29 protein-coding genes and 5 tRNA genes are annotated in these 25,933 nt (G+C 70.0%); 27 read left to right on the forward strand and 7 right to left on the reverse strand.

The window, feature by feature from the left end; all coding sequences use genetic code 11:
* Nucleotides 1-18 precede the first annotated feature (18 nt).
* The 8 genes from ACIBJG_RS17540 to ACIBJG_RS17575 all read left to right on the forward strand — a co-directional run bounded on the left by ACIBJG_RS17540 (nucleotide 19) and on the right by ACIBJG_RS17575 (nucleotide 3,665).
* Nucleotides 19-795 (forward strand): fumarylacetoacetate hydrolase family protein, encoded by a 777-nt coding sequence (locus ACIBJG_RS17540; RefSeq protein WP_399308408.1) that lies wholly within the window; start codon nucleotides 19-21, stop codon nucleotides 793-795.
* Nucleotides 788-2,260 carry a glutamate--tRNA ligase gene (gene gltX / locus ACIBJG_RS17545; protein WP_399308409.1) on the forward strand — a complete coding sequence of 491 codons (1,473 nt, stop codon included), beginning with the start codon at nucleotides 788-790 and terminating at the stop codon, nucleotides 2,258-2,260. The genes ACIBJG_RS17540 and gltX overlap by 8 nt, the downstream gene beginning before the upstream one ends.
* A 93-nt stretch (nucleotides 2,261-2,353) precedes the next feature.
* Nucleotides 2,354-3,073 (forward strand): HAD family hydrolase, encoded by a 720-nt coding sequence (locus tag ACIBJG_RS17550; RefSeq protein WP_399308410.1) that lies wholly within the window; start codon nucleotides 2,354-2,356, stop codon nucleotides 3,071-3,073.
* 86 nt (nucleotides 3,074-3,159) lie between these two features.
* Nucleotides 3,160-3,231 (forward strand) — tRNA-Gln (locus ACIBJG_RS17555).
* Between the two features lie 35 nt (nucleotides 3,232-3,266).
* Nucleotides 3,267-3,339 (forward strand) — tRNA-Glu (locus ACIBJG_RS17560).
* A 60-nt stretch (nucleotides 3,340-3,399) separates the two neighbouring features.
* Nucleotides 3,400-3,472 (forward strand) — tRNA-Glu (locus ACIBJG_RS17565).
* Between the two features lie 12 nt (nucleotides 3,473-3,484).
* A tRNA-Gln gene (locus ACIBJG_RS17570) sits at nucleotides 3,485-3,556 on the forward strand.
* Nucleotides 3,557-3,592: 36 nt separating this feature from the next.
* Nucleotides 3,593-3,665: transfer RNA gene (locus ACIBJG_RS17575), tRNA-Glu, on the forward strand.
* Nucleotides 3,666-3,760: 95 nt separating this feature from the next.
* Here ACIBJG_RS17575 and ACIBJG_RS17580 read toward each other — a convergent pair.
* Complete coding sequence (locus tag ACIBJG_RS17580; protein ID WP_399308411.1) at nucleotides 3,761-4,402, reverse strand: MerR family transcriptional regulator; 642 nt, start codon at nucleotides 4,400-4,402, stop codon at nucleotides 3,761-3,763.
* A gap of 88 nt (nucleotides 4,403-4,490) precedes the next feature.
* Here ACIBJG_RS17580 and ACIBJG_RS17585 point away from each other — a divergent pair, with 88 nt between their 5' ends.
* Nucleotides 4,491-4,988, forward strand: a complete 498-nt coding sequence (locus ACIBJG_RS17585; RefSeq protein ID WP_399308412.1) for a DUF4188 domain-containing protein — start codon at nucleotides 4,491-4,493, stop codon at nucleotides 4,986-4,988.
* Between the two features lie 79 nt (nucleotides 4,989-5,067).
* Here the strand turns inward: ACIBJG_RS17585 and ndgR are convergent, their stop codons facing one another.
* Nucleotides 5,068-5,784 carry an IclR family transcriptional regulator NdgR gene (ndgR, locus tag ACIBJG_RS17590; RefSeq protein ID WP_399308413.1) on the reverse strand — a complete coding sequence of 239 codons (717 nt, stop codon included), beginning with the start codon at nucleotides 5,782-5,784 and terminating at the stop codon, nucleotides 5,068-5,070.
* A gap of 174 nt (nucleotides 5,785-5,958) precedes the next feature.
* Here ndgR and leuC point away from each other — a divergent pair, with 174 nt between their 5' ends.
* The 4 genes from leuC to ACIBJG_RS17610 all read left to right on the forward strand — a co-directional run bounded on the left by leuC (nucleotide 5,959) and on the right by ACIBJG_RS17610 (nucleotide 9,138).
* On the forward strand, nucleotides 5,959-7,383 hold the full coding sequence (gene leuC, locus ACIBJG_RS17595) for a 3-isopropylmalate dehydratase large subunit (RefSeq protein ID WP_399308414.1): 1,425 nt from the start codon (nucleotides 5,959-5,961) through the stop codon (nucleotides 7,381-7,383).
* 5 nt (nucleotides 7,384-7,388) lie between these two features.
* On the forward strand, nucleotides 7,389-7,982 hold the full coding sequence (leuD, locus tag ACIBJG_RS17600; protein WP_399308415.1) for a 3-isopropylmalate dehydratase small subunit: 594 nt from the start codon (nucleotides 7,389-7,391) through the stop codon (nucleotides 7,980-7,982).
* Between the two features lie 104 nt (nucleotides 7,983-8,086).
* Entirely contained in the window at nucleotides 8,087-8,314 is a 228-nt protein-coding gene (locus ACIBJG_RS17605; protein WP_136330716.1) for a hypothetical protein, read from the forward strand.
* 143 nt (nucleotides 8,315-8,457) lie between these two features.
* Nucleotides 8,458-9,138: an HU family DNA-binding protein gene (locus tag ACIBJG_RS17610; protein WP_399308416.1), complete on the forward strand. Its 681-nt coding sequence runs from the start codon at nucleotides 8,458-8,460 to the stop codon at nucleotides 9,136-9,138.
* A gap of 99 nt (nucleotides 9,139-9,237) precedes the next feature.
* On the opposite strand, the gene ACIBJG_RS17615 is transcribed toward ACIBJG_RS17610, so the two are convergent.
* A complete protein-coding gene (locus ACIBJG_RS17615) occupies nucleotides 9,238-9,441 on the reverse strand; it encodes a hypothetical protein (RefSeq protein ID WP_399308417.1) in 204 nt (67 codons plus the stop codon).
* Nucleotides 9,442-9,451: 10 nt separating this feature from the next.
* Nucleotides 9,452-10,135, reverse strand: coding sequence for a 2-phospho-L-lactate guanylyltransferase (cofC, locus tag ACIBJG_RS17620; protein WP_399308418.1), 684 nt, complete (start codon nucleotides 10,133-10,135; stop codon nucleotides 9,452-9,454).
* Nucleotides 10,136-10,282: 147 nt separating this feature from the next.
* On the opposite strand from cofC, the gene ACIBJG_RS17625 reads away from it, so the two are divergent.
* The 3 genes from ACIBJG_RS17625 to ACIBJG_RS17635 all read left to right on the forward strand — a co-directional run bounded on the left by ACIBJG_RS17625 (nucleotide 10,283) and on the right by ACIBJG_RS17635 (nucleotide 13,267).
* A complete protein-coding gene (locus ACIBJG_RS17625; protein ID WP_399308419.1) occupies nucleotides 10,283-11,035 on the forward strand; it encodes a lysophospholipid acyltransferase family protein in 753 nt (250 codons plus the stop codon).
* Nucleotides 11,032-12,042, forward strand: coding sequence for an NAD(P)H-dependent glycerol-3-phosphate dehydrogenase (locus ACIBJG_RS17630; RefSeq protein ID WP_399308420.1), 1,011 nt, complete (start codon nucleotides 11,032-11,034; stop codon nucleotides 12,040-12,042). The genes ACIBJG_RS17625 and ACIBJG_RS17630 overlap by 4 nt, the downstream gene beginning before the upstream one ends.
* Nucleotides 12,043-12,109: 67 nt before the next feature.
* Entirely contained in the window at nucleotides 12,110-13,267 is a 1,158-nt protein-coding gene (locus ACIBJG_RS17635) for a D-alanine--D-alanine ligase family protein (RefSeq protein WP_399308421.1), read from the forward strand.
* Between the two features lie 48 nt (nucleotides 13,268-13,315).
* Here the strand turns inward: ACIBJG_RS17635 and ACIBJG_RS17640 are convergent, their stop codons facing one another.
* Both ACIBJG_RS17640 and ACIBJG_RS17645 read right to left on the reverse strand, forming a co-directional pair.
* On the reverse strand, nucleotides 13,316-13,804 hold the full coding sequence (locus ACIBJG_RS17640) for a DUF3515 domain-containing protein (RefSeq protein WP_399308422.1): 489 nt from the start codon (nucleotides 13,802-13,804) through the stop codon (nucleotides 13,316-13,318).
* Between the two features lie 20 nt (nucleotides 13,805-13,824).
* Entirely contained in the window at nucleotides 13,825-14,058 is a 234-nt protein-coding gene (locus tag ACIBJG_RS17645) for an Lrp/AsnC family transcriptional regulator (protein ID WP_064070330.1), read from the reverse strand.
* Nucleotides 14,059-14,384: 326 nt separating this feature from the next.
* On the opposite strand from ACIBJG_RS17645, the gene ACIBJG_RS17650 reads away from it, so the two are divergent.
* The gene (locus ACIBJG_RS17650; RefSeq protein ID WP_399308423.1) at nucleotides 14,385-15,353 is read left to right on the forward strand and encodes a thiamine-phosphate kinase; all 969 of its coding nucleotides are present in this window, start codon (nucleotides 14,385-14,387) and stop codon (nucleotides 15,351-15,353) included.
* 31 nt (nucleotides 15,354-15,384) lie between these two features.
* Nucleotides 15,385-16,194, forward strand: coding sequence for a bifunctional hydroxymethylpyrimidine kinase/phosphomethylpyrimidine kinase (gene thiD, locus ACIBJG_RS17655; protein WP_399308424.1), 810 nt, complete (start codon nucleotides 15,385-15,387; stop codon nucleotides 16,192-16,194).
* Nucleotides 16,195-16,287: 93 nt separating this feature from the next.
* On the opposite strand, the gene rpmB is transcribed toward thiD, so the two are convergent.
* Nucleotides 16,288-16,473 carry a 50S ribosomal protein L28 gene (rpmB, locus tag ACIBJG_RS17660; protein ID WP_003965989.1) on the reverse strand — a complete coding sequence of 62 codons (186 nt, stop codon included), beginning with the start codon at nucleotides 16,471-16,473 and terminating at the stop codon, nucleotides 16,288-16,290.
* A 259-nt stretch (nucleotides 16,474-16,732) separates the two neighbouring features.
* On the opposite strand from rpmB, the gene ACIBJG_RS17665 reads away from it, so the two are divergent.
* The 9 genes from ACIBJG_RS17665 (at nucleotide 16,733) to mutM (ending at nucleotide 25,930) form a co-directional block, all read left to right on the forward strand.
* Entirely contained in the window at nucleotides 16,733-18,367 is a 1,635-nt protein-coding gene (locus ACIBJG_RS17665; protein ID WP_399308425.1) for a DAK2 domain-containing protein, read from the forward strand.
* Between the two features lie 107 nt (nucleotides 18,368-18,474).
* On the forward strand, nucleotides 18,475-20,700 hold the full coding sequence (gene recG, locus ACIBJG_RS17670) for an ATP-dependent DNA helicase RecG (RefSeq protein WP_399308426.1): 2,226 nt from the start codon (nucleotides 18,475-18,477) through the stop codon (nucleotides 20,698-20,700).
* 107 nt (nucleotides 20,701-20,807) lie between these two features.
* Nucleotides 20,808-21,392 carry a 16S rRNA (guanine(966)-N(2))-methyltransferase RsmD gene (gene rsmD / locus ACIBJG_RS17675; protein ID WP_399308427.1) on the forward strand — a complete coding sequence of 195 codons (585 nt, stop codon included), beginning with the start codon at nucleotides 20,808-20,810 and terminating at the stop codon, nucleotides 21,390-21,392.
* Nucleotides 21,393-21,418: 26 nt separating this feature from the next.
* Nucleotides 21,419-21,898, forward strand: a complete 480-nt coding sequence (coaD, locus tag ACIBJG_RS17680; RefSeq protein WP_328898434.1) for a pantetheine-phosphate adenylyltransferase — start codon at nucleotides 21,419-21,421, stop codon at nucleotides 21,896-21,898.
* Nucleotides 21,899-22,016: 118 nt separating this feature from the next.
* Entirely contained in the window at nucleotides 22,017-23,129 is a 1,113-nt protein-coding gene (locus ACIBJG_RS17685; protein WP_399308428.1) for a cell division initiation protein, read from the forward strand.
* A 215-nt stretch (nucleotides 23,130-23,344) separates the two neighbouring features.
* Nucleotides 23,345-23,953, forward strand: a complete 609-nt coding sequence (locus ACIBJG_RS17690; RefSeq protein WP_399308555.1) for a YceD family protein — start codon at nucleotides 23,345-23,347, stop codon at nucleotides 23,951-23,953.
* Between the two features lie 2 nt (nucleotides 23,954-23,955).
* Nucleotides 23,956-24,129 carry a 50S ribosomal protein L32 gene (gene rpmF / locus ACIBJG_RS17695; protein WP_003965982.1) on the forward strand — a complete coding sequence of 58 codons (174 nt, stop codon included), beginning with the start codon at nucleotides 23,956-23,958 and terminating at the stop codon, nucleotides 24,127-24,129.
* A gap of 19 nt (nucleotides 24,130-24,148) precedes the next feature.
* Nucleotides 24,149-24,970 carry a ribonuclease III gene (rnc, locus tag ACIBJG_RS17700; RefSeq protein WP_399308429.1) on the forward strand — a complete coding sequence of 274 codons (822 nt, stop codon included), beginning with the start codon at nucleotides 24,149-24,151 and terminating at the stop codon, nucleotides 24,968-24,970.
* A gap of 105 nt (nucleotides 24,971-25,075) precedes the next feature.
* Nucleotides 25,076-25,930, forward strand: coding sequence for a bifunctional DNA-formamidopyrimidine glycosylase/DNA-(apurinic or apyrimidinic site) lyase (gene mutM, locus ACIBJG_RS17705; protein ID WP_399308430.1), 855 nt, complete (start codon nucleotides 25,076-25,078; stop codon nucleotides 25,928-25,930).
* The last annotated feature ends 3 nt before the right edge of the window (nucleotides 25,931-25,933 follow it).

Below are 25,933 nucleotides of genomic sequence, written 5' to 3' on the forward strand. Positions count from 1 at the left end.
GAGGGGCGACAGCAACCCGTGCGCATCGCCAGGTTCTCCATCGACGGCAATGTCGCCTTCGGCGCGGTCGAGGGCGACGGGCCCGATGGTCTCGTCCTCGACATCATCAAGGGCATCCCGTACGCCGACTTCGAGCTCTCCGGGACCAAGGTCCCGCTGAGCAAGGTCCGGCTGCTGCCGCCCGTGCTCCCCAACAAGGTCGTGGGCATCGGCCGCAACTACGCGGAGCACGCCGCGGAACTCGGCAACGAGGTCCCCGACGTCCCCGTCGCCTTCTTCAAGCCCACCACCTCGGTGATCGGCTCCGGTGACGCCATCGAGTACCCCTCCTTCTCCAACGAGCTGCACCACGAGGCCGAGCTGGCCGTGGTCATCGGCCGGATGTGCCGCGAGGTGCCCCGGGAGCGGGTCAAGGACGTCATCTTCGGCTACACCTGCGCCAACGACGTCACCGCGCGCGACGCCCAGAAGCGCGAGACGCAGTGGGCCAGGGCCAAGGGCTTCGACACCTCCTGCCCGCTCGGCCCCTGGGTGGAGACCGAACTCGACCCCAGCGACCTCGCCATCCAGGCCACCGTCAACGGTGAGCAACGCCAACTCGGCCGGACGAGCGAAATGATCCGCTCCATCGAGGATCTGATCGTCCACATCACGGAAGCCATGACGCTGCTCCCGGGCGATGTGATCCTCACCGGGACTCCCGCAGGGGTCGGACCCCTCCACGTCGGCGACGAGGTCGCCGTCACCATCGAAGGCATCGGCACTCTCACCAACAAGGTGATCAAGCGTGGTTAACGCACCTGTCCGCGTACGTTTCTGTCCCTCCCCGACCGGCAACCCCCACGTGGGCCTGGTCCGGACAGCTCTCTTCAACTGGGCCTTCGCCCGGCACCACCAGGGCACCCTGGTCTTCCGCATCGAGGACACCGACGCGGCGCGCGACTCCGAGGAGTCGTACGAGCAGCTCCTCGACGCGATGCGCTGGCTCGGCCTCGACTGGGACGAGGGCCCCGAGGTCGGCGGCCCGCACGCCCCGTACCGCCAGTCGCAGCGCATGGACCTCTACAAGGACGTAGCCGAGAAGCTCCTTGCCGCCGGTCACGCGTACCACTGCTACTGCACCACCGAGGAGCTCGACGCCCGCCGTGACGCCGCCCGCGCGGCCGGCAAGCCGTCGGGCTACGACGGCCACTGCCGCGACCTGAGCGACGAGCGGAAGGCCGCGTACGAGGCCGAGGGACGCACGTCCATCGTCCGCTTCCGGATGCCCGACGAGGCCCTCACCTTCACCGACCTGGTGCGCGGCGACATCACCGTCCAGCCGGAGAACGTGCCGGACTACGGCATCGTCCGCGCCAACGGCGCCCCGCTCTACACGCTGGTCAACCCGGTCGACGACGCGCTGATGGAGATCACCCACGTCCTGCGCGGCGAGGACCTGCTCTCCTCCACCCCGCGCCAGATCGCGCTGTACGCGGCGCTCACCGAGCTGGGCATCGCCAAGCAGACCCCGGAGTTCGGCCACCTGCCGTACGTCATGGGGGAGGGCAACAAGAAGCTCTCCAAGCGCGACCCGCAGGCCTCGCTCAACCTCTACCGCGAGCGCGGCTTCCTGCGGGAGGGGCTGCTCAACTACCTGTCGCTGCTCGGCTGGTCGATCGCCGAGGACCGGGACATCTTCGACATCGACGAGATGGTCGCCGCCTTCGACATCACGGACGTCAACGCCAACCCGGCCCGCTTCGACCTCAAGAAGTGCGAGCACGTCAACGCCGAGCACATCCGCAAGCTGGATGTGAAGACGTTCACCGAGGCGTGCGGCCCCTGGCTGCAGGCCCCCTTCGCCCCCTGGGCCCCGGAGGCCTTCGACGCGGACGTGTTCGCGGCGATCGCCCCGCACGCCCAGACCCGGCTCACGGTCCTCTCCGAGATCACGGCCAACGTCGACTTCCTCTTCCTCGACGAGCCGGCGACCGACGAGGCGTCCTGGACCAAGGCGATGAAGGAGGGCTCCGACGCCCTGCTCGTCACGGCCCGCGCCAACCTGATCGCCGCCGAGTGGAACGCGGAGGCACTGAAGGCCGCCATCCTCGCCGCCGGCGAGGAGCACGGCCTCAAGCTCGGCAAGGCGCAGGCCCCGGTCCGCGTCGCCGTCACCGGCCGCACGGTCGGCCTGCCGCTCTTCGAGTCCCTGGAGATCCTGGGCCGCGAGCGCACGATCGCCCGCGTCGACGCGGCGCTCGCGAAGCTGACCGCGTAGCGACGGAAACGGACGGGCCCGGCAACCGCGCACAGCGGTAGTCGGGCCCGTCCGTCTGTTCCCGGGCCCTCCGCAGGCTCTAAAGTCGGGTTCATGCCGATCAGAGCCGTCCTCTGGGACGTGGACGACACACTCTTCGACTACACGACGGCCGCCGCCACGGGCATGTCCCGGCACCTCGCGGACGAGGGCCTGCCCGAGGGCTACGCCACCGCAACCGAGGCCCTGGACGCCTGGGGGCGGCTCACCCGGCACCACTGGCAGCGGTTCTCCGATGGGGAGACCGACTGGCAGGGCCAGCGCCGTGACCGGGCCAGGGACTTCCTCGCGCGCCCGCTGGACGACGCCGCGGCTGATGCCTGGTTCGAGCGCCACATCGCCCACTACGAGGCCGCCTGGGTACTCTTCCCGGACACCGTGCCCGCACTCGACGCCCTGAGCGGGGCCTACCGGCACGGCGTGCTGTCGAACTCCGCCCTGGAACAGCAGCACCACAAGCTGACCGTGCTCGGTGTGCGCGACCGATTCGAGTCCGTCCTGTGCGCGGCGGAGCTGGGCATCTCCAAGCCGGACCCCCGAGCGTTCCTCGCCGCCTGCGAGGCGCTGGCCCTGCCACCGGAGGAGGTCGTCTACGTGGGGGACGAACCCGACATCGATGCCCGGGGCGCGGTCGCCGCCGGTCTCACGGGCGTCTGGCTGGACCGGTACGGGCGGGGCGGGCGGCCCGAACTCGTCCGGATCACTGCCCTTGACCAGCTCCCCGGCCTGCTGTCGGCCGATACCCGTTTTGGAGCGCCGGACACCTTCAGGTAATGTTCTTCCTGCGCCGCCCAAGCGGAACGAAAGATCCGGACGGGAAGCGCAGACAGAGACAACACCCCGCAGGGGTTGCGTTTCAGTGGGCTATGGTGTAATTGGCAACACTACGGTTTCTGGTACCGTCATTCTAGGTTCGAGTCCTGGTAGCCCAGCGCAAGATCGCAAGACAAGCACGTTGTAGGAACAAGCCCCCGTTGTGTAGCGGCCTAGCACGCTGCCCTCTCACGGCAGTAGCGCCGGTTCGAATCCGGTCGGGGGTACAGATCCTTCCCGCGAGAACACCTGGGTCGCACCCACGTTTTCGATGCAGGATCGCTAGGGCCCCCGTTGTGTAGCGGCCTAGCACGCTGCCCTCTCACGGCAGTAGCGCCGGTTCGAATCCGGTCGGGGGTACTTGCAACACCATGGGCTATGGTGTAATTGGCAACACTACGGTTTCTGGTACCGTCATTCTAGGTTCGAGTCCTGGTAGCCCAGCGCAAGATCGCAAAACAAGCAAGTCGCAGTATTCAAGCCCCCGTTGTGTAGCGGCCTAGCACGCTGCCCTCTCACGGCAGTAGCGCCGGTTCAAATCCGGTCGGGGGTACAACAGAGCAGCAGGCGAAGGCCCTTCACTCCGGTGAGGGGCCTTCTGCTTGTGTACGCGGGCCGTTCAACCCGGATGTGTTCGCGGCGTCGCACTCACAGCCCGTACCGCCGGGCCGACTCCTCCTCCTGGGCCAGTCGTCGCAGCGCCGCCATCAGCGGTTCGTACAGCACCGCGGAGGCGACCGCCATCTCCACCTGCTCGGACTGTGTGGGATACGTCTCCATCATGTCCAGGTCGCGGACCGCCGCTTCGTGCATGAGGCGGGCGTGGTCCGCCAGGTAGTCGCCCCTGCACGGGTAGCCGAGGCGGATCAGGGTGGCCAGGGACGCCACCAGCGAGCGGTGGGAGGGGGAGAGGGCGCCGATCTCCCGCGCGGTGGCCCAGCCCAGCCGGTCCAGGAGCCGCTCGACCTCCGCGGCGGCGATCGCCGTCTCGGGTGCCTCCTCGTCGGGCTCGGGTCCGTGCGGCAGTGACCAGAGAGCCGCTCCCAGCCGGATCGTCCGGCTCAGGGACGCGTCGTCGGCGTGGTTCAGCACCTCGCGCGCCGTGGCCACGGGGAGACGGCCCACCTGGAGGAGAGCCCGGACCAGCCGCAGCCGGCGCACATGGCTGTCGTCGTACTCGGCCTGCGTCGCGCTCACCCGCTGTCCCGGCGGCAACAGCCCCTCGCGCAGGTAGTACTTGATCGTCGCCGTGCTGACGCCGCTCTGCTCACTCAGTTCCGAGAGCCGCATTCCGTCCCCTCCCTTGCGCCGCCGTTTGGGCGGTGCCACGATCCAACCATTGGATAGTTCCACTCTCCAACGAAGCCAGGGGGCCCGTATGTTCGCGAAACCGATACCGGGACGGACGACCGCAGCGGCCGAGGGCGATGTGGTGGTCTTCCTGATCGGCATGCGCATCAACCACTTCTGGGGAGTGCACCACTGGCTCCCCGTCTTCCTCGCGATGCCGCGCCTGCTGCGGGAGTTGAGCCGGGACAAGAGCCGCGGCCTGCTCGGGTACCACCTGCTGTCCGGCTCGCCCAGGACGTACTACGTCGTCCAGTACTGGGAGTCGAAGGAGAAGCTGTACGAGTACGCCGTGGCGCCGGACATGCTGCACCGCAAGGCGTGGGCGATGATCAACCGCAAGGAGAAGAAGTCCCGGCAGCACGTGGGGCTGTGGCACGAGACCTACGTCGTGCCCGAGGGCGGCTACGAGTCCGTCTACGCGGATATGCCGGCGTACGGACTGGCCGCGGCGACCGGGTCGCTGCCGATCGAGGGGCGGGGCCGCCGTGGGGCGGATCGATTCGCACACCGCTCGCCGGCGAAGTGAGGCGCCTGGCCGGGGCTGATCTCGGAGGGGGCCGCCACGACACTGGGGCGGCCTCTGATGAAGGGGGAGGGGTACCGGCTCAGCCCGTGCGGCGGAGCGCCTCGCTCAGCCGGGCGGCCGAGTCGATGACGGCCTGGGCGTGCATCCGGCCCGGGTGGCGGGTCAGCCGCTCGATCGGTCCCGAGACCGAGACCGCCGCGACCACCCGGTTCGAGGGGCCGCGCACCGGGGCGGAGACCGAGGCGACGCCCGGTTCGCGCTCACCGATCGACTGGGCCCAGCCCCGGCGCCGTACGCCGGAGAGCGCCGTCGCCGTGAAGCGGGCGCCCTGGAGGCCGCGGTGCAGCCGCTCCGGTTCCTCCCAGGCCATCAGGATCTGGGCGGAGGATCCCGCCTTCATGGTGAGCGTGGAGCCGACCGGTACGGTGTCCCGCAGGCCGGACAGTCGTTCCGCCGCCGCCACACAGATGCGCATGTCGCCCTGCCGGCGATAGAGCTGGGCGCTCTCGCCGGTGATGTCGCGCACATGCGTGAGCACGGGGCCGGCCGTGGCCAGGAGCCGGTCCTCACCCGCCGCTGCGGCGAGCTCGGAGAGGCGGGGGCCGAGAATGAAGCGGCCCTGCATGTCCCTTGCCACCATGCGGTGATGTTCCAGTGCCACGGCCAGCCGGTGGGCCGTGGGTCGTGCGAGCCCGGTCGCCGCGACCAGCCCCGCGAGGGTGGCCGGTCCGGACTCCAGGGCGCTCAATACCAGAGCTGCCTTGTCGAGAACGCCGACGCCGCTAGAGTTGTCCATACGACGATACTCGCGTCTCACTCTGTGAAACGCAAGTTCAATTTTCCAGGGAAGTTGCGAACCTGTACGGGCGGCCCCACAACGGCCCGTAGCCACCGCCCCGCACGGGGGTCCGGACGGGGGCGCACCGAATCTCTAGTTGGGCCGGCGACGACGCCGGCCGGAGGGAAAGCGATGGGTAGGACACTCGCGGAGAAGGTTTGGGACGACCATGTCGTCCGGCGCGCCGAAGGCGAGCCCGACCTCCTCTACATCGATCTGCACCTGCTGCACGAGGTGACCAGCCCGCAGGCCTTCGACGGTCTGCGGCAGGCCGGACGCCCGGTGCGGCGCCTCGACCTCACCATCGCCACCGAGGACCACAACACCCCTACCCTCGACATCGACAAGCCGATCGCCGACCCGGTCTCCCGCGCCCAGCTGGAGACCCTGCGCAAGAACTGCGCGGAGTTCGGCGTCCGGCTGCACCCGCTGGGCGACGTCGAGCAGGGCGTCGTGCACGTGGTCGGCCCGCAGCTGGGCCTGACCCAGCCCGGCACCACGGTCGTCTGCGGCGACTCCCACACCTCCACGCACGGTGCGTTCGGCGCCCTGGCGTTCGGCATCGGCACCAGCCAGGTCGAGCACGTGCTCGCCACCCAGACGTTGCCGCTGGCCCGTCCGAAGACGATGGCGATCACCATCGACGGCGAACTGCCCGACAGCGTCACGGCCAAGGACCTGATCCTCGCGATCATCGCGCGGATCGGCACCGGCGGCGGCCAGGGTTACATCCTCGAATACCGCGGCTCCGCCATCGAGAAGCTCTCGATGGAGGCCCGGATGACCATCTGCAACATGTCGATCGAGGCCGGAGCGCGGGCGGGCATGATCGCCCCCGACCGGACCACCTTCGACTATCTGCAGGGCCGGGACCACGCCCCGCAGGGCGAGGACTGGGACGCGGCCGTCGCGTACTGGAAGACGCTGCGCACGGACGACGACGCGGTCTTCGACGCCGAGGTGGTCATCGAGGCTGCCGAACTGGCGCCGTTCGTCACCTGGGGCACCAACCCCGGCCAGGGCGCGCCGCTGTCGGCCAACGTCCCCGACCCTGCTTCGTACGAGGACGCCTCGGAGCGCAACGCCGCCGAAAAGGCCCTGGAGTACATGGGGTTGACCGCCGGGCAGCCGCTGCGCGAGATCAACGTCGACACCGTCTTCGTAGGCTCCTGCACCAACGGCCGGATCGAGGACCTGCGCAACGTGGCCGCGATCATGGACGGCCGCAAAGTCGCCGACGGAGTACGCATGCTGGTCGTCCCGGGCTCCGTCCGGGTCGCCCTGCAGGCCGTGGAGGAGGGCCTGGACAAGGTCTTCACCACCGCCGGCGCCGAATGGCGGCACGCGGGTTGCTCGATGTGTCTCGGCATGAACCCCGACCAGCTGGCCCCCGGCGAGCGTTCCGCATCGACCTCGAACCGCAACTTCGAGGGCCGGCAGGGCAAGGGCGGCCGTACGCACCTGGTCTCCCCGCAGGTCGCCGCCGCCACCGCGGTGCTGGGCCATCTGGCCTCGCCCGCCGACCTGTCCGACGTCCGTACGCCCGCCGGAGTCTGAGAATCATGGAAGCTTTCACCGCACACACCGGCCGGGCCGTCCCGCTGCGCCGCAGCAACGTCGACACCGACCAGATCATCCCCGCCCACTGGCTGAAGAAGGTCACCCGGGACGGCTTCGAGGACGGGCTCTTCGAGGCCTGGCGCAAGGACGAGAACTTCGTCCTCAACCGCCCGGAGCGGGGCGGTGCCTCGGTCCTGGTGGCCGGCCCCGACTTCGGCACCGGCTCGTCCCGCGAGCACGCCGTCTGGGCGCTCCAGAACTACGGCTTCAAGACCGTCATCTCCTCCCGGTTCGCCGACATCTTCCGTGGTAACTCGCTGAAGAACGGGCTGTTGACCGTGGTCCTGGACCAGCAGGTCGTCGACGCCCTGCTGGAGCTGACCGAGGCCGACCCGACGGCCGAGGTCACCGTCGACCTGGAGAAGCGGCAGGTGCTCGCGGAAGGCATCACCGCCGACTTCGAACTCGACGAGAACGCCCGCTGGCGGCTGCTGAACGGTCTGGACGACATCGGCCTCACCCTTCAGAACGAAGCGGACATCGCGACCTACGAGGCGGCCAGGCCGGCCCACAAGCCCCGTACAATTAACGCCTGAGCAGCGCGTTTCCGGTACTGCGCCCCCTGCCTTCTGGTAGGGGGCGCAGTCGCTTGTTGAGACCCCGTCGGGCGACAACTCGCCCCAGATGGCACAATCGGTGCATGGAACGCGACAGCCAACTCAAGCTTTACGGCCAAGTCGCCGACCAATTGAAGGAAGCGCACTCACGAGTGCGTGCACTGCAAGTCCCGGAGGGCGTACGGATGGCGCTGAACCGGAAGCTGTTGGTCGTCACGGCCGCGGCAAAGCACGATCTCCCAGATGCAGCAAGGCGTCTGGACCGGTTGATGAAGGACCTCGATGAGGGCCGATTCCCCGAAGGTGACTGACTCTGCGGAACTGCGCAGCGGTCGACTTCGTTGCGGCACTAGGGTGATTAGCCCGTTTCGTGTTTGATTTGCGGTATATATCTGCCTAACGTGCGAAAAAGCCTGAACAGTTTCGTTCAGGCAATGTCTCCGAAGGGGAAGACGTGAACAAGGCGCAGCTCGTAGAAGCGATTGCCGACAAGGTCGGCGGCCGTCAGCAGGCCGCGGACGCCGTCGATGCGGTGCTCGACGCGATCGTTCGTGCGGTTGTCGCAGGTGACCGGGTTTCGGTCACCGGCTTCGGCTCGTTCGAGAAGGTCGACCGCCCCGCCCGTTACGCCCGCAACCCGCAGACGGGTGAGCGCGTACGGGTCAAGAAGACCTCGGTGCCCCGCTTCCGTGCGGGACAGGGCTTCAAGGACCTGGTGAGCGGCTCGAAGAAGCTCCCCAAGAACGACGTGGCCGTGAAGAAGGCCCCCAAGGGCAGCCTCTCGGGCGGTTCTTCCACCCGTACGACGGCCAAGGCCGCCGCGAAGAAGGCCACCGCCAAGAAGGCCGTGGCGAAGAAGGCAGCCACCGCCAAGAAGGCCGTGGCGCCGGCGAAGAAGGCCACGGCCACCGCCAAGAAGACCACCGCGAAGAAGACGTCCGCGGCGGCGAAGAAGACCACGACGGCCGCCAAGAAGGCGACCCCGGCGGCGGCGAAGAAGACCACGGCGACCACCAAGAAGGCCGTCGCCGCCAAGACCGCGCCCGCCAAGAAGACCACGGCGAAGAAGGCGCCCGCGAAGAAGACCACCGCGCGCAAGACCACGGCCAAGAAGGCCACTGCACGCAAGAAGTGAGGACCGGAACCTCAGGGCTCCTCACACACGCGCCGGGCCGGGCTCCCCTCGGGGAGCCCGGCCCGCGGGCTGTCCGGGCCCGGTCGGACCGACCGGCACTCAGAAGGTCTGCAGCGTCACCAGGGTGATCCGCAGCCCGGCACCCCTGCCCTGCCCCTCGATCCGCACCCGTTGCCCCGGACGCAGCAGCCGCAGACCGCCGGCGTCGAAGGCCGGGGCGTCGAAGTCCACCGGGGTGCCGTCGTCGAGCAGCACGCTGCCGGTGCGGGTCTCGGGGTCGTACGTGTACGAGGTCGCCTGCATGGGCGGCAGCCTATCGGTCCGCCGCACGGACCCCCGCGGCCCAGCGGCCCGCCGTGTACGGGCCGACGCCCAGTGCCAGCGCCACCCGCAGATCGTCGCCCGTGTCCACGTCCTGGCGCACCGAATCGATACCGGACAGCGTGATCTCCACCGCCCCGGACGCGAGATGCCGGGCCCTGGACGGACCGCCGAAAGCGGGACGCAATTCCACTCCCGGCCCGGCGGAGAGAAATGTCGTTCCGATTCCGGCGGCGTCGGTGACGAACGTCCGCGGAAAAGCGGCAGAAATTTCGAGTACGCGCGACAATTCCGCCGGCCGCAGCGCGGGCAGATCCGCGTTGAGCGCGGCGACCGCCCCCCGCGGCCGCGTCGCTCGCACCGCCCGCTCACCGTGCGCGAGGGCGGCGTTGAGTCCGGCCGCCGGGGTGTCGGCCACGATCCGGGCCCCGAGCGCCGCCAGCGCCGATCCGGCCGCGGTGTCGTCCGTGACGACCACCACATCGGCGACCCCCGGGCAGGACAGTGCGGCGGACACGGTGTCCCGGGCGAACGCCAGGGCGAGCCGTGGCCGCAACAGGGCCCCGGAAGCGGGCGTCAGCCTGCTCTTGGCCCGCGCCAGGGGCTTCAACGGGACGACCAGTGACCAGGGGCCGGTCGGGTCGGTGTTCGTGGCGGTCTCCCCCTCGATGCGCATGGCCGCCTATTCTCGCCTGCCGGTGCGACAACCCGGAGGGTCGGTCCCGAAGGTGAGGCGTACGGTGTTCTCGACAGAGCAGGGGCCTGGGGCGAGACTTGACCGTCGGTAGTCAGTCACAGTCAGGCCATAGAGGAGGGTGTCCGAGTGTCCCGCCGCAGAATCGGCTTCTGGTACCGCCTGGCCGCGGTCATCGCGAAACCGCCGCTGGTGATTCTGTTCAAGCGCGACTGGCGGGGAATGGAACACATTCCGGCCGACGGCGGATTCATCACCGCGGTCAATCACAACTCGTACCTGGACCCGCTTTCGTACGGACATTTCCAGTACAACACCGGACGGGTGCCGCGGCTCCTCGCCAAGGCGGGTCTCTTCAAGACCCCCTTCGTCGGAATGATGCTGCGCGGCACCGGACAGATCCCGGTGTACCGCGAGACCACCAACGCGCTGGACGCCTTCCGGGCCGCCGTCGACGCCATCGAGCGCGGTGAGTGCGTCGCCTTCTACCCCGAGGGCACCCTCACCCGCGACCCCGACATGTGGCCGATGACCGGCAAGACCGGCGCCGCCCGCGTCGCGTTGATGACCCGCGCTCCGGTCATCCCCGTCGCTCAGTGGGGCGCCAACCTGGCGATGCCGCCCTACGCCACGGAGAACAAGCTGCGGTTCTTCCCCCGCAAGACCCTTCAGGTCCAGGCCGGTCCGCCCGTCGACCTCTCCCGGTTCTACGACCGGGAGCCGACGCCCGACGTGCTGCGCGAGGCGACCGAGGTCATCATGCTCGCGGTCACCGCGCAGCTGGCGCACGTGCGCGGCCGGCCGGCACCCGCCGAGCTCTACGACCCACGCAAGGCCCGTGCACAACAACGGCGCAAGGCCGAAGGAGAGGGAACCAAGTGACGCACCCCGTAAAGGCAGCCGTCTTCGGAACCGGCTCATGGGGTACGGCCTTCGGCATGGTCCTCGCCGACGCCGGCTGCGAGGTCACCCTCTGGGGGCGCCGGGCCGAGGTCGCCGAGGCCGTCAACACGACCCGTACCAACCCCGACTACCTGCCGGGCATCGAACTTCCCGCATCTGTCCGGGCCACCACGGACGCCGCCGAAGCGCTGCGCGGCGCGGACTTCGCGGTCCTCGTCGTGCCGTCCCAGACGTTGCGCGCCAACCTCGCCGACTGGGCCCCGCACCTGGAGCCGCAGACGGTCCTGGTCTCGCTGATGAAGGGCGTCGAACTCGGTACCGCGAAGCGGATGAGCGAGGTCATCGAGGACGTCACGAAGGTCTCCGCCGACCGCGTCGCCGTCATCACCGGACCCAACCTCGCCAAGGAGATCGCCGAACGCCGCCCCGCGGCAGCGGTCGTCGCCTGCCAGGACGAGTCCGTCGCACGCCGTCTCCAGGCCGCCTGCCACACCCCGTACTTCCGCCCGTACACGAGCACCGACGTGGTCGGCTGCGAACTCGGCGGCGCCGTCAAGAACGTCATCGGGCTGGCCGTCGGCATCGCCGACGGCATGGGGCTCGGCGACAACACCAAGGGATCGCTCATCACCCGCGGCCTCGCCGAGACCATCCGCCTCGGTGTGGCCATGGGTGCCGATCCGCTGACGTTCTCCGGACTCGCGGGCCTCGGCGACCTGGTGGCGACCTGCTCGTCGCCGCTCTCGCGCAACCACACCTTCGGCACCAACCTCGGCCGCGGCATGACGCTCCAGGAGACCATCGCCGTCACCAAGCAGACCGCCGAGGGCGTCAAGTCGTGCGAGTCCGTGCTCGACCTGGCCCGACGGCACGGAGTCGAGATGCCTCTCACCGAGACGGTCGTCAGCATCGTCCACGAGGGCAAGCCGCCGCTGGTCGCGCTCAAGGAACTCATGTCGCGCAGCGCCAAGGCCGAACGGCACTGACAAGCTGACCCCGTTCGGCCCCGACCGCGCTGACGTGACCCGTACCAGCAGGTACGCTCATCGCGATATGAGCAGCGAGAACCTCCCCCAGAGCACGGAGCAGCAGCTCCGCAAGCCGCGTGTGGCCGTCGTGTTCGGCGGCCGCAGCTCCGAACACGGCATTTCGGTGGTCACGGCCGGTGCGGTCCTGAACGCGATCGACCGGACGAAGTACGACGTCCTGCCGATCGGCATCACGACGGACGGCCGCTGGGCGCTCACCGCCGACGAACCCGAACGCATGGGCATCACGGACCGGAAGATGCCCGACGTGGCACAACTGGCCGAGTCCGACGAGGGCGGCGTGGTGCTCTCCGTCGATCCCGGCAGTCGTGAAGTGGTCTACAGCGAGCCCGGATCGGTCCCCAAGGCGCTCGGCGAGGTCGACGTCGTCTTCCCCGTCCTGCACGGTCCCTACGGTGAGGACGGCACGCTCCAGGGCCTCCTGGAGCTGTCCGGTGTGCCGTACGTGGGCGCCGGTGTCCTCGCCTCCGCGGTCGGCCAGGACAAGGAGTACATGAAGCGCGTCTTCATCTCCTTCGGGCTCCCCGTCGGGCCGTACGTGGTCGTGCGCCCCCGCGAGTGGGACAACGACCCCCAGGGCGCCCGCAAGCGCATCACGGACTTCGCCGGCGAGCACGGCTGGCCGCTCTTCATCAAGCCCGCCCGGGCCGGCTCGTCCATCGGCATCACCAAGGTCGACGACGCCTCCGGCCTCGACGAGGCGATCGAGGAGGCCCGCCGCCACGACCCCAAGTTCCTGGTGGAGTCGCTGCTGCGGGGCCGCGAGATCGAGTGCGGGGTGCTGGAGTTCGAGGACGGTCCGCGCGCCAGCGTGCCCGCCGAGATCCCGCCGGTCACCTCGCACGACTTCTACGACTTCGAGGCCAAGTACATCGACGCGGCGTCCGGGATCGTGCCCGCCCCGCTCACCGACGAGGAGACCGCCGAGGTCCAGCGGCTCGCGGTGGAAGCCTTCGAGGCGGCCTCCTGCGAGGGGCTCGTGCGTGCCGACTTCTTCCTCACCGAGGACGGCGGCTTCGTCATCAACGAGATCAACACCCTGCCGGGGTTCACCCCGATCTCCATGTACCCGCGCATGTGGCAGGAGAGCGGCGTCAGCTACCCGCAGCTGGTGGACCGGCTCATCCAGGCGGCGCTGGACCGGCCGACCGGTCTGCGCTGAGATCCGCCGCAACGGCGCAGGGAGTGCGCCCCGGCCGGGGCGCACTCCCTACAGGCTGCTGGGAACCGTCTTCTTGACCGCTGCCGCGAAGGCGGCCAGCGGGGTCGCGTCGTGCGCGTACGCCGCCGAGAGCGTGACTTCGACGTACGCCTTGCGCAGGGTGGTCGTGAAGCGCGGTCCGTCGTCCTCCCGTTGCTCCAGCAGCCAGTTGACGCCGTCGGCCTCGGCGGCCTTCGCCTGGGAGTCGTCCATCTTCGCGGGGCGCGTGACACCGCAGCGCAGTACGATCGCCCCGTCCCCCCACCCGGCGGTCAGATCCGATCGGGGCGCGGGATCACTGCGCTCCAGACCGGCGACGGAACTCGGCAGCTCCTTGTGCAGTGCGCGGCAGTAGGCTGCGGCTTCCGAGGACGGGGTGGGCACCGTGACCGATGCCGACGGATCCGTGGAAGTGCAGCCAACCGCTGCCAGGAGCACCAGGGCCGCGGTCGGACCGAGGAGCACGGGGTGGGGGAGCCGGCGGCAGGAAGATGTCACCGGCCCAGCGTAGACGGGGGCTACAGGTGAACGACCGGACAGGTCAGGGTTCGGGTGATGCCATCCACCTGCTGGACCTTGGCGACCACCATGCGTCCGAGTTCATCGACCGTGTCGGCCTGTGCCCGCACGATCACGTCGTAGGGGCCGGTGACGTCCTCTGCCTGGATCACTCCCGGAATCTTGGCGATGGTCTCGGCGACTGTCGACGCCTTGCCCACCTCGGTCTGGATAAGGATGTACGCCTGTACCACGGAACCTCCAGGGCGGCCACGAGGATCATGTGGGGGAAAGGGACGCCACGTTATCGCGTTGCCGTGGGCCGCGGGGAGACCTGCGGGCCGGATGACGCCCACAGCGTGGCGTACAGCACACACAAGTTGACGTATCTCTTGACAGTACCGACAGCAGTGAAGGCCCGCGACCGCAAGCTCAGCGGCGCGGACGGGGGACAGGCATGCCCGTGACCAGCAGGACGGACCGCCCCCGTCGGCGGACACGCTCCACGGCCGGGTCGGGCGCCCGGTTGCTGAAGCAGGCCGGACGCCCGTCCGGCCCCATAGATGAGAGGTGAGACTCGGTGAAGGGAACCGTGGGCGAGTTGGGGGAGTTCGGACTCATCAGGGAACTGACGTCCCGGCTCACCACCACTCCGGCGGTACGGCTGGGGCCCGGCGACGACGCCGCGGTCGTCACCGCCCCCGACCGCAGGGTCGTGGCCAGCACGGACATCCTGCTGGAGGGACGGCACTTCCGGCGTGACTGGTCGACCGCGTACGACGTCGGCCGCAAGGCCGCCGCGCAGAACCTCGCCGACATCGCGGCGATGGGCGCCGTGCCCACCGCACTGCTCCTCGGCCTCGTCGTCCCCGCCGAACTCCCGGTCACCTGGGCCGGGGAGCTGATGGACGGCATCCGCGACGAGTGCCAGGTCGCGGGGGCGGCCGTGGTCGGCGGCGACGTGGTGCGCGGCGACACCATCACCGTCGCGATCACCGCGCTCGGCGATCTGCGTAACCACGAACCCGTCACCAGGGCGGGCGCCCAGCCCGGCGACGTCGTCGCCGTCACCGGCTGGCTCGGCTGGTCCGCCGCCGGTTACGCCGTCCTCTCGCGCGGATTCCGCTCGCCCCGCGCCTTCGTGGAGGCCCACCGCCGCCCCGAACCGCCGTACCACGCCGGTCCCGCGGCGGCCGGGCTCGGCGCCACCGCGATGACGGACGTCAGCGACGGGCTCGTCGCCGACCTCGGCCACATCGCCGAGGCCAGCAAGGTCCGCATCGACCTGCGGTCCGGGCTCATCGACATCCCGTCCCAGATGTCCGACATCGGGCAGGCCGTCGGCGTGGACCCCCTCCAGTGGGTGCTCACCGGCGGCGAGGACCACGCGATCGTCGCGACGTTCCCGTCCGACGTGAAGCTGCCGGCCCGCTGGAAGGTGATCGGCGAGGTCCTCAATCCCTCGGCGCTGCCGCAGGTGACGGTCGACGGGGCGCCCTGGACCAGCAAGAGCGGCTGGGACCATTTCGGCGACATCGAGGACGCCTAGGGTCCTGCCCGGACCCAGTAGATTGCGGCGTATGCCCATACCCTCCGCCGTTCCGCCCCGCGTGCTCACCGTCGCCGGATCCGATTCCGGCGGCGGTGCGGGCATCCAGGCCGACCTGAAGACGATGCTGGCGCTCGGCGTCCACGGCATGAGCGTGCTGACCGCCGTCACCGCGCAGAATTCGCTGGGCGTGCAGGGCGCCTGGGAGCTGCCCGCGGAGGCCGTACGCGCCCAGTACCGCAGCGTCGTGGACGACATCGGGGTGAGCGCGGTCAAGACCGGCATGCTGTCGTCGGCGCTGCTCGTCGAGACCGTCGCCGGACTCCTCGCCGCGACGGACGCCCCCGCCGTCGTCGACCCGGTCGGCGTCTCCAAGCACGGTGACCCGCTGCTGGCCGCCGAGGCACTCGACTCGGTCCGTACGAAGCTGCTGCCCGTCGCGACCGTGGCGACGCCGAACCTCGACGAAGTGGCACAGCTCACCGGCATCACGGTCACCGACGAGGCCGGAATGCGGGAGGCGGCGGCCGCACTGCTCGGATACGGGCCCCGCTGGGTCGTCGTCAAGGGCGGACACCTGCCGGGCGAACCCGTCGACCTGCTCACGGACGGCACCGAGGAGCACTGGCTGCGCGCCCCCCGCCACGACAACCGCCACACGCACGGCACGGGCTGCACCCTCGCCTCCGCCATCGCCTGCGGACTGGCCCTGGGCCAGGACGTGCCCACGGCGGTACGGACCGCCAAGACCTATGTCACCGGCGCGATCATGGCGGGCTTCCCGCTGGGATCGGGGATCGGCCCGGTCGACCACGGGTGGCGGCTGCGGGACGCCCGCTGACCCTTCCCTCCCGGAAGCGCACAGCAAAAAGCCGGTCCACCGAGGTGGACCGGCTTTTTGGGCAACCGGTAAGGCTGCGCTACGACGGGAACGTCAGCGCGCGACCTTGCCGGCCTTGATGCACGAGGTGCAGACGTTGAGCCGCTTCGGCGTCCGCCCGACCACGGCACGCACGCGCTGGATGTTGGGATTCCAGCGACGGGACGTACGGCGGTGCGAGTGCGAAATGCTGTTGCCGAAGCTCGGCCCCTTGCCGCAAACGTCGCAGTTGGCAGCCACGGGTCACTCCAAAACTTCAGATGCACTTACAGTGAATTCCGGCACGCCGGATTCATTGACTGAAGTGGCGGTACCGGGGGAATGTTCCCGACTCTCGTCGGGCAACCGAAGCAGCATACAACGGCTGCGTCGGAGATACGAAACTACCATGGGTCCACAGCCGCCCGCCCCGCCCCTGATCCCGTCCCGGCCGGCCGGCGAGGCACTATTCTGCGGTGCAGCCCGCCGTCCCGGTACGCGTTTCGAGGAGGACCATCAGGTGCCGCAGACCGCCGACGACCTGGACGCCGTCGCGGTGCGTACCTGGTGCTCACTGGCACTGGACGCACTGGGCCGGGAGCGCGAGGCCATCGACGCGATCAACGTGTACCCCGTCGCCGACGGCGACACCGGGACCAATCTCTACCTGACCGTGGAATCCGCGGCGGCCGCCGTCGAGGCCGTCTTCGCCGCCCACGAGACCGGCACCTCGGTCCCCTCCACCGCCGACGCGGTACGCGCCATGGCGCACGGGGCGCTGATCGGGGCCCGCGGCAACTCCGGCACGATCCTGGCGCAACTGCTGCGCGGCATGGCCGGGGTCCTGGCCGAGGGAACGGGCACCTCCCGGCTGTCCCTCGCGCTGACCACGGCCGCGGCGTCGGCCCGCGAGGCGGTCGCCCACCCCGTCGAGGGCACCGTCCTCACCGTGGCCACCGAAGCCGCCGCGGCCGCGGGGCGGGTGGCGGACGGCGCCGGGGCGACCGCGGTGGTGCGGGCGGCGTACGAGGGGGCGCGCACGGCACTGGAAGCGACCCCCGGACAGCTCGCCGTCCTCGGCAGGGCCGGGGTCGTCGACGCCGGTGGGCGGGGCCTGGTGGCGGTGCTCGGCGCACTGGTCGAGGCGGTCTCGGGCCGGGCGCCGGAACGGGTGTACGAGGCATGGGCGGCGCCCGTTCCGTCTCCCACCGCGGGCGGGGCCTGCCCCGCGGCGGACGACCCCGAGGGCGGGCCCGCCTTCGAGGTCATCTACCTGCTGGAGGCCGACGACCGGGCGGTGGAGCGGCTGCGGACCCGGCTCGACGGCCTGGGCGACTCCCTCGTGGTGGTCGGTGGCGACGGCCTCTGGAACGTCCATGTGCACGTCGACGACGCGGGAGCGGCGGTGGAGGCCGGTGTCGAGGCCGGACGGCCGTACCGCATCCGGATCACCCACTTCGCCGCGGACCGGGTGCACGCCCGCCCCGAACCCGCCCAGCGCGCCGTCGTCGTCGTCGTCCCGGGCGACGGCCTCGGCGGCCTGTGCGCGGAGGCCGGAGCGACGACGGTGCTCGCGCGGCCCGGGGAGCCCCCGGCCAGCGGCGAACTCGTGGACGCCATCCGCCGCGCGCACGCCCGGGAGGTGGTGCTCCTGCCCAACGACGGGGACCTGCGCCACACCGCCGCGGCCGCCGCCGAACAGGCCCGGACCGAAGGCATCCGGGTCGCCCTCATTCCCACCCGGGCCGCGGTCCAGGGCATCGCGGCCCTGGCCGTCCACGAGCCGGACCGCAGCTTCGACGAGGACGTCGTCGCGATGACCGCGGCAGCCGGTGCCACCCGCTACGCCGAACTGGCCGTCGCCGAACGGCAGTCCTGGACGATGGCGGGCATCTGCCAGGCCGGCGACATCCTGGGCCTGATCGACGGCGATGTGGCCGTCATCGGCGAGGACGTCCCCGAGACGGCCCGGAAGGTGCTGGACCGGATGCTGGCGGCGGGCGGCGAACTCGTCACGCTGGTCCTCGGCGAGGACGTCCCCGGCACACTGGCCGACGCGTTGGAGGAACACGTCCGCGAGGGGTACCTGGCGGTGGACACCGTGGTCTACCGCGGCGGCCACCAGAGCGCTCCGCTCCTGATCGGCGTGGAGTAGCACCGTCGCAGGACGCAGGACGCAGGACGCAGGACGCAGGACGCAGGACGCAGGATTTCGGAGTTCCGGCGCTGCCCGGCGGACAACTGTCAGTGGCGTGGTGTGCAATGGATCGCGTGTCTGCGTTCGACGAACCCCTCAAGAAGCTGCTCGGTGGCGCCACCGCGAAGGTGATGGCCGAGCACCTCGACCTGCACACGGTCGGTGATCTCCTGCATCACTACCCGCGGCGGTACGAGGAGCGCGGCCGGCTGACGGCGCTGACCGACCTCCCGCTCGAGGAGCACGTGACGGTCGTCGCCCAGGTCCAGGACGCCCGCGTGATGATGTTCAACGGCGGCCGGGGCAAGCGCCTGGAAGTGACGCTCACCGACGGGCACGGTCGCCTCCAGCTGGTCTTCTTCGGCCACGGCGTCCACAAGCCGCACAAGGAGCTGCTGCCGGGCCGGCGCGCCATGTTCGCCGGCAAGGTCTCCGTCTTCAACCGCAAGATGCAGCTGGCCCACCCCACGTACCAACTGCTCGACGCCGAGTCCGCCGACGAGGCCGGGGCGACCGAGGCCGTCGACGCGTTCGCCGGCAAGCTGCTCCCGATCTACCCGGCCTGCAAGCAGCTCGACTCCTGGCGCATCGCCAAGGCGGTCGACGCCGTGCTGCCCAGCGCCCAGGAGGCCGTGGACCCGCTGCCGCCCGCACTGCGCGAGGGCCGCGGCTTCCCCCCGCTGCCCGAGGCCCTCCTGAAGATCCACCGGCCGCAGACCAAGGCCGACGTCGCCGCGGCCAGGGACCGGCTGAAGTGGGACGAGGCCTTCGTCCTCCAGGTCGCCCTGGCCCGCCGCAGATACGCGGACACCCAACTGCCGGCCGTCGCCCGCAAGCCGGTCCCCGGCGGACTCCTCGACGCCTTCGACGCCAAACTGCCGTTCACCCTCACCGACGGCCAGGTCAAGGTCTCCAAGGAGATCTTCGACGACCTGGCGACCGAACACCCGATGCACCGCCTCCTCCAGGGCGAGGTCGGCTCGGGCAAGACGTTGGTCGCGCTGCGCGCCATGCTGGGCACTGTCGACGCCGGCGGACAGGCCGCCATGCTCGCGCCCACCGAGGTCCTCGCCCAGCAGCACCACCGGTCCATCACCGAGATGATGGGGGAGCTCGCCGAGGGCGGCATGCTGGGCGGGGCCGACCAGGGCACGAAAGTGGTGCTGCTCACCGGATCGATGGGCATGGCGGCACGCCGGCAGGCCCTGCTCGACCTGGTCACCGGCGAGGCCGGGATGGTCATCGGGACGCACGCCCTGATCGAGGACAAGGTGCAGTTCCACGACCTGGGGCTGGTCGTCGTCGACGAGCAGCACCGCTTCGGGGTGGAACAGCGCGACGCCCTGCGCTCCAAGGGCAAGCAGCCGCCGCATCTGCTCGTCATGACCGCCACGCCCATTCCCCGTACGGTCGCCATGACCGTCTTCGGTGACCTGGAGACCTCCGTCCTGGACCAGCTCCCGGCCGGCCGCTCGCCGATCGCCAGCCATGTCGTCCCCGCCAAGGACAAACCCCACTTCCTCAGCCGCGCCTGGGAACGGGTCCGCGAAGAGGTGGAGAACGGCCACCAGGCGTACGTGGTCTGCCCCCGCATCGGCGACGACGAGGAGGACGCGGCCAAGAAGAAGGGGAAGAAGAAGGCCGCCGAGGAGAAGGCCGCCGAGGAGGGGGACAAGCGCCCTCCGCTCGCCGTCCTGGAGATCGCCGAGCAGCTCGCCAAGGGGCCGCTGACCGGTCTGCGTATCGAGGTGCTGCACGGCAGGATGCACCCCGACGACAAGGACGACGTGATGCGCCGCTTCGCCGCGGGCCAGGTCGACGTCCTGGTGGCCACCACCGTCATCGAGGTCGGGGTCAACGTCCCCAACGCCACCGCGATGGTGATCATGGACGCCGACCGGTTCGGCGTCTCCCAGCTCCACCAGCTGCGCGGCCGGGTCGGCCGAGGATCCGCTCCCGGCCTCTGCCTGCTGGTCAGTGAGGCCCACGAGGCGAGCCCTGCCCGCGCCCGCCTCTCCGCCGTCGCCGCCACCCTCGACGGCTTCGAACTCTCCCGGATCGACCTCGAACAGCGCCGCGAGGGCGATGTCCTCGGACAGGCGCAGTCCGGGGTCCGCTCCTCGCTCCGGGTCCTCAGCGTCATCGACGACGAGGAGGTCATCGCCGCCGCCCGCCAGGAGGCCGTCACGGTCGTGGCCGCCGACCCGGACCTGGAGCACCTGCCCGAGCTGCGCATCGCCCTGGACGCCCTGCTCGACAAGGACCGTGAGGAGTACCTCGACAAGGGGTGACGCCAGGGCCGTGCCCGCGGGAGCTCCGTCCGCCCCGACGCCATATCGTGGGTGGCACGGCGCCCGCAGCACCCTGCGCGCCGCCCCGACCCGAGGATCAGACACCCATGACCCGCGTGATCGCAGGCGTGGCCGGCGGACGCCGCCTGGCCGTCCCGCCCGGCACCGGCACCCGCCCCACCTCCGACCGCGCGCGCGAGGGCCTTTTCTCCACCTGGCAGGCGCTCCTCGGCACCCTCGACGGCATCCGGATCGCGGACCTCTACGCGGGCTCGGGCGCCGTCGGCCTCGAAGCGCTCTCCCGCGGAGCGGTCCACGCCCTGCTCGTCGAGGCCGACGCCAAGGCCGTCCGCACCGTCCGCGACAACGTCCGCACCCTGGACCTTCCCGGCGCCGAGGTCCGCGCAGGCAAAGCCGAACAGATCGTGACAGGACCGGCGCCCGCGGACCCGTACGACGTGGTCTTCCTCGACCCTCCGTACGCCGTCACCGACGACGATCTTGGCGAGATCCTGCTCACACTCCGTGCCCAGGGGTGGCTCACAGCCGATGCGCTCGTCACGGTAGAACGCAGCACCAGAGGCGGAGAATTCAGCTGGCCCAAGGGATTCGAGCCATTGCGGGCCCGTCGCTACGGCGAGGGAACGCTTTGGTACGGTCGCGCCGCCGCTACGTGCGAAGACGCACGATGACCGGACCGGAGAGCGAGGGAATCAAGTTGCGCCGCGCCGTCTGCCCGGGGTCGTTCGACCCCATCACCAATGGACATCTCGACATCATCGGCCGTGCCTCGAAGCTGTACGACGTCGTACATGTCGCGGTGATGATCAACCAGTCCAAGAAGGGCCTGTTCACGGTCGACGAGCGGATCGAACTGATCCGCCAGGTCACCTCGGACTTCGGCAACGTCCAGGTCGAGGCCTTCCACGGGCTGCTGGTCGACTTCTGCAAGCAGCGCGACATCCCGGCGATCGTGAAGGGCCTGCGGGCCGTCAGCGACTTCGACTACGAGCTCCAGATGGCCCAGATGAACAACGGGCTCTCGGGCGTCGAGACGCTCTTCGTGCCGACCAACCCGACCTACAGTTTCCTGTCGTCCTCCCTGGTAAAGGAGGTGGCGACCTGGGGCGGAGACGTCTCGCACCTGCTGCCGCCACTGGTCCACGAGGCCCTGACCGAGCGCCTCGCCCAGCAGTGAGGCGCTGACGGCCCGTCACCAGGGCCCTGTGGAGGGCCCATAGGTGCCGGGGGGCGCCGACTGGCCGTACAGTCGTCCCGTCCGTCTCCAATCGGCAGTAGAGAGTGGCGAGCACACGGTGGACGTGCAGAAGAAGCTCGACGAGATCGTCGAAGCGGTCGGGAACGCCCGGTCCTTGCCCATGTCGGCGTCCTGCGTGGTCAACCGCGCCGAACTGCTCTCGATGCTCGAAGAGGTGCGCGAGGCCCTGCCCGGCTCGCTCGCGCAGGCCGCGGAGGTCATCGGCGGCCATGAGCAGCTCGTCGAGCAGGCCCGCCAGGAGGCCGGCCGGATCGTCGAGTCCGCCCGCGCCGAGCGCGGCTCGCTCATCTCCGGCACGGAGATCGCCCGGCAGTCCCAGACGGAGGCCGACCGGATCCTCGGCGAGGCCCGCAAGGACGCCGAGGAGGTCCGTGCCGAGGCCGACGAGTACGTCGACAGCAAGCTCGCCAACTTCGAGGTCGTCCTCACCAAGACGATCGGCTCGGTCGACCGGGGCCGCGAGAAGCTCCTCGGGCGCGGCCAGGGCTTCGACGAGCAGGGCTACGAGGACCCCGACTTCGCCGAGGCCCCCGAGCGCAGCGCCGACCCGGCCACACTCCAGCGCCGTGCCGACGAGTACGTGGACACCAAGCTCGGCGCCTTCGAGGCGGTGCTCGCCAAGACCCTGGAGGCCGTCGGCCGCGGCCGGCAGAAGCTGCACGGCCGGGTCGCCACCGACGACCTCGGCGCGCACATGGCCGCCCAGGACGCCGCGGGCAGCCAGGGTCACACCAGCGACGAGGACCACTGGGCCGGTCTGGCGGAGATCGCCACCCCGGAACCGCTCCCGGTGCCCCACCAGCACGGTGAGCCGCAGTACGCGCAGACGTACGCCTACCAGGAGCAGCCGCAGGACGCCTACCAGGCGCAGCCGCAGGACGCCTACCAGGCGCAGCAGCCCGATCCGTACGCCGGTTACCAGCAGCAGCCCGATCCGTACGCGGCCTATCAGCAGCAGGGCTACGACCCGGACCAGGCCCAGGTCCAGGTCCCCATGCCGGCGCCGGGCTACGACGCCTGGCAGCAGCCGGTGCAGGCCCAGCATCAGCCCCTCCAGCAGCACGGCGAGGGCGCGCTGGACGAGACCAGCCTGTTCGACACCGGCATGATCGACCTTGAGCAGCTCCGCCGCTACGAACAGGAGCGCTGAGCGCCTCCCGGTCCCGGATCAGGGGCCGGATCGGGGCCGGATTGGGAGCTGGGCGGTGTGTCCAGTATCCTGGCTCTTCGGTCGCGCGTATGTCCGCGATCCCGGCTGCCCGCTTCGACTCCGAACCGGTCGGCCCACCCCCACCACGCGTGATGCGTACGATTTCGAAAGCAGGAAAAGCCCTGAACGGCCACCTCGACCACCGAAACCCTCTCGTGTTCGATACGCACGAGCTGGGTCGGCGTCCCGGTGCCCTCAAGCGGCTGACCCGCTCGGCGGACGCCCCCAAGGATCTCGGTATCGACGGGGTCATCGGTGTGCCGGAGGGCGCACCCGTGGAGCTGGACGTCCGCCTCGAATCGGTCATGGAAGGTGTGCTTGTCACAGGCACCGCCCGTGCATCCGCCGAGGGGGAGTGCGTAAGGTGTCTGGAGCCGCTGACCCTTGAGGTCGAGGCGGATTTCCAGGAAATGTTCTCGTACCCTGACGCCGATGACCGGAACCGCAGCAAGACCGCGGACCCGGTCGACGACGCCGAGGACGACGAGGACAGGTACTTCCTCGAGGACGGCTTGTTCGACCTCGAGTCGGTGCTGCGTGATGCGGTGGTGCTCGCACTGCCGATGCAGCCGGTGTGCAAGGAGACCTGTGCCGGCCTGTGTTCCGAATGCGGAATCAGGCTGGACGAGAATCCGGGCCACCACCACGATGTCGTCGATGCTCGTTGGGCGGCATTGCAAGGACTCGCCGAGACCGTTCAGGACGGCGAGAAGGACAACATGGGCGGCGCCGAACCCGGCGTCGACGAGAAGCAGGAGAAGTAGCCGTGGCTGTTCCGAAGCGGAAGATGTCGCGCAGCAACACGCGCCACCGCCGGTCGCAGTGGAAGGCTGCGGTCCCCACCCTGGTTTCGTGCGAGCGTTGCCAGGAGCCGAAGCTGCAGCACATCGCGTGCCCCAGCTGCGGCACGTACAACAAGCGCCAGGTCCTCGAGGTCTGAGCGGCTGGTGAGAGGCCCGATGTCTGAGTTGTCCCACGCCAAGAAGCAGGCAGACAACGTCAACACAGCCTCGTCCCACACGCTTCTGGAAGGGCGGCTCGGGTACCACCTCGAGTCCGCCCTTCTGGTGCGTGCGCTGACCCATCGTTCGTACGCGTACGAGAACGGCGGTCTGCCCACCAACGAGCGGCTCGAATTCCTCGGGGATTCGGTGCTCGGCCTGGTGGTCACGGACACGCTGTACCGCACTCACCCCGACCTGCCTGAAGGCCAGCTGGCCAAATTGCGGGCCGCGGTAGTCAACTCGCGTGCGCTTGCGGAAGTGGGCCGCGGCCTCGAACTCGGCTCCTTCATCCGGCTCGGCCGCGGTGAAGAGGGCACGGGTGGCCGGGACAAGGCGTCCATCCTCGCCGACACCCTTGAAGCGGTGATCGGTGCGGTCTATCTCGATCAGGGCCTCGACGTGGCCTCGGAGCTGGTTCACCGGCTCTTCGACCCGTTGATCGACAGGTCCTCGAGCCTCGGTGCCGGCCTGGACTGGAAGACCAGTCTCCAGGAGCTCACCGCGAGCGAGAGCCTCGGAGTCCCCGAGTACCTCGTCACGGAGACCGGCCCGGACCACGAGAAGACCTTTACTGCTGCTGCTCGCGTCGGTGGTGTCTCGTACGGCACCGGCACCGGTCGTAGCAAGAAGGAAGCGGAGCAGCAGGCGGCAGAGTCCGCCTGGCGCGAAATCAGCGCCGCCGCGGAAGCACGGGAGGCTGCGGACAAGTCCGCTGCCGACGGAGGGGCCGCCGACACCCCTGCCGACCCGGCGTCCGGGGACGTTGCTCCTGCCTGACCCCGAGAACCCCTCGGTGCCCAGTGCACCGGGGGGTTCTCTCTGTCCCGACCGCTTTCCGAACCGTCCCGCGGACCTTTCGGACCACTCTTCAGGAGCGCCACCGTGCCCGAGCTGCCCGAGGTCGAAGTCGTCCGGCGCGGTCTGGAGCGCTGGGTCACCGGGCGCACGGTCCGCGAGGTCGAGGTCCTGCACCCGCGTGCGGTCCGCCGGCATCTCGCGGGCGGCGCGGACTTCGCGGCCCGGCTCGGCGGCGTCCGGCTGGGGACGGCGATGCGCCGGGGCAAGTACCTGTGGGTGCCGCTCGACGACGCGGCCACCTCGCTCCTCGGTCACCTGGGCATGAGCGGGCAGTTGCTCGTACAGCCCGAGGGGACACCTGACGAGAAGCATCTGCGGGTCAGGTTCCGCTTCGACGACGCCGTCGGCACCGAGCTGCGCTTCGTCGACCAGCGCACCTTCGGCGGGCTCTCCCTCCACGAGAACACCGCCGAGGGACTGCCCGACACCATCGCCCACATCGCCCGCGACCCGCTGGACCCGGCCTTCGACGACGCCGCGTTCCACATCGCGCTGCGCCTTCGCCGCACGACGGTCAAACGGGCCCTGCTCGACCAGTCACTGATCAGCGGCGTGGGCAACATCTACGCGGACGAGGCGCTCTGGCGCGCCCGGCTGCATTACGACCGGCCGACGGCGACCCTGACCCGGCCCCGGTCGGCCGAACTGCTCGGGCACATCCGCGACGTGATGAACGAGGCGCTGGCGCAGGGCGGCACGAGCTTCGACAGCCTCTACGTGAACGTGAACGGCGAGTCGGGCTACTTCGACCGCTCGCTCGACGCCTACGGCCGCGAGGACGAGCCCTGCCACCGCTGCGGTACGCCGATGCGGCGCCGCGCCTGGATGAACCGGTCGAGCTACTTCTGCCCCCGCTGCCAGCGCCCGCCGCGCGCGTAGAGC

It is taken from the genome of Streptomyces sp. NPDC050422 (assembly GCF_044458665.1).
Classification (GTDB): Bacteria; Actinomycetota; Actinomycetes; order Streptomycetales; family Streptomycetaceae; genus Streptomyces.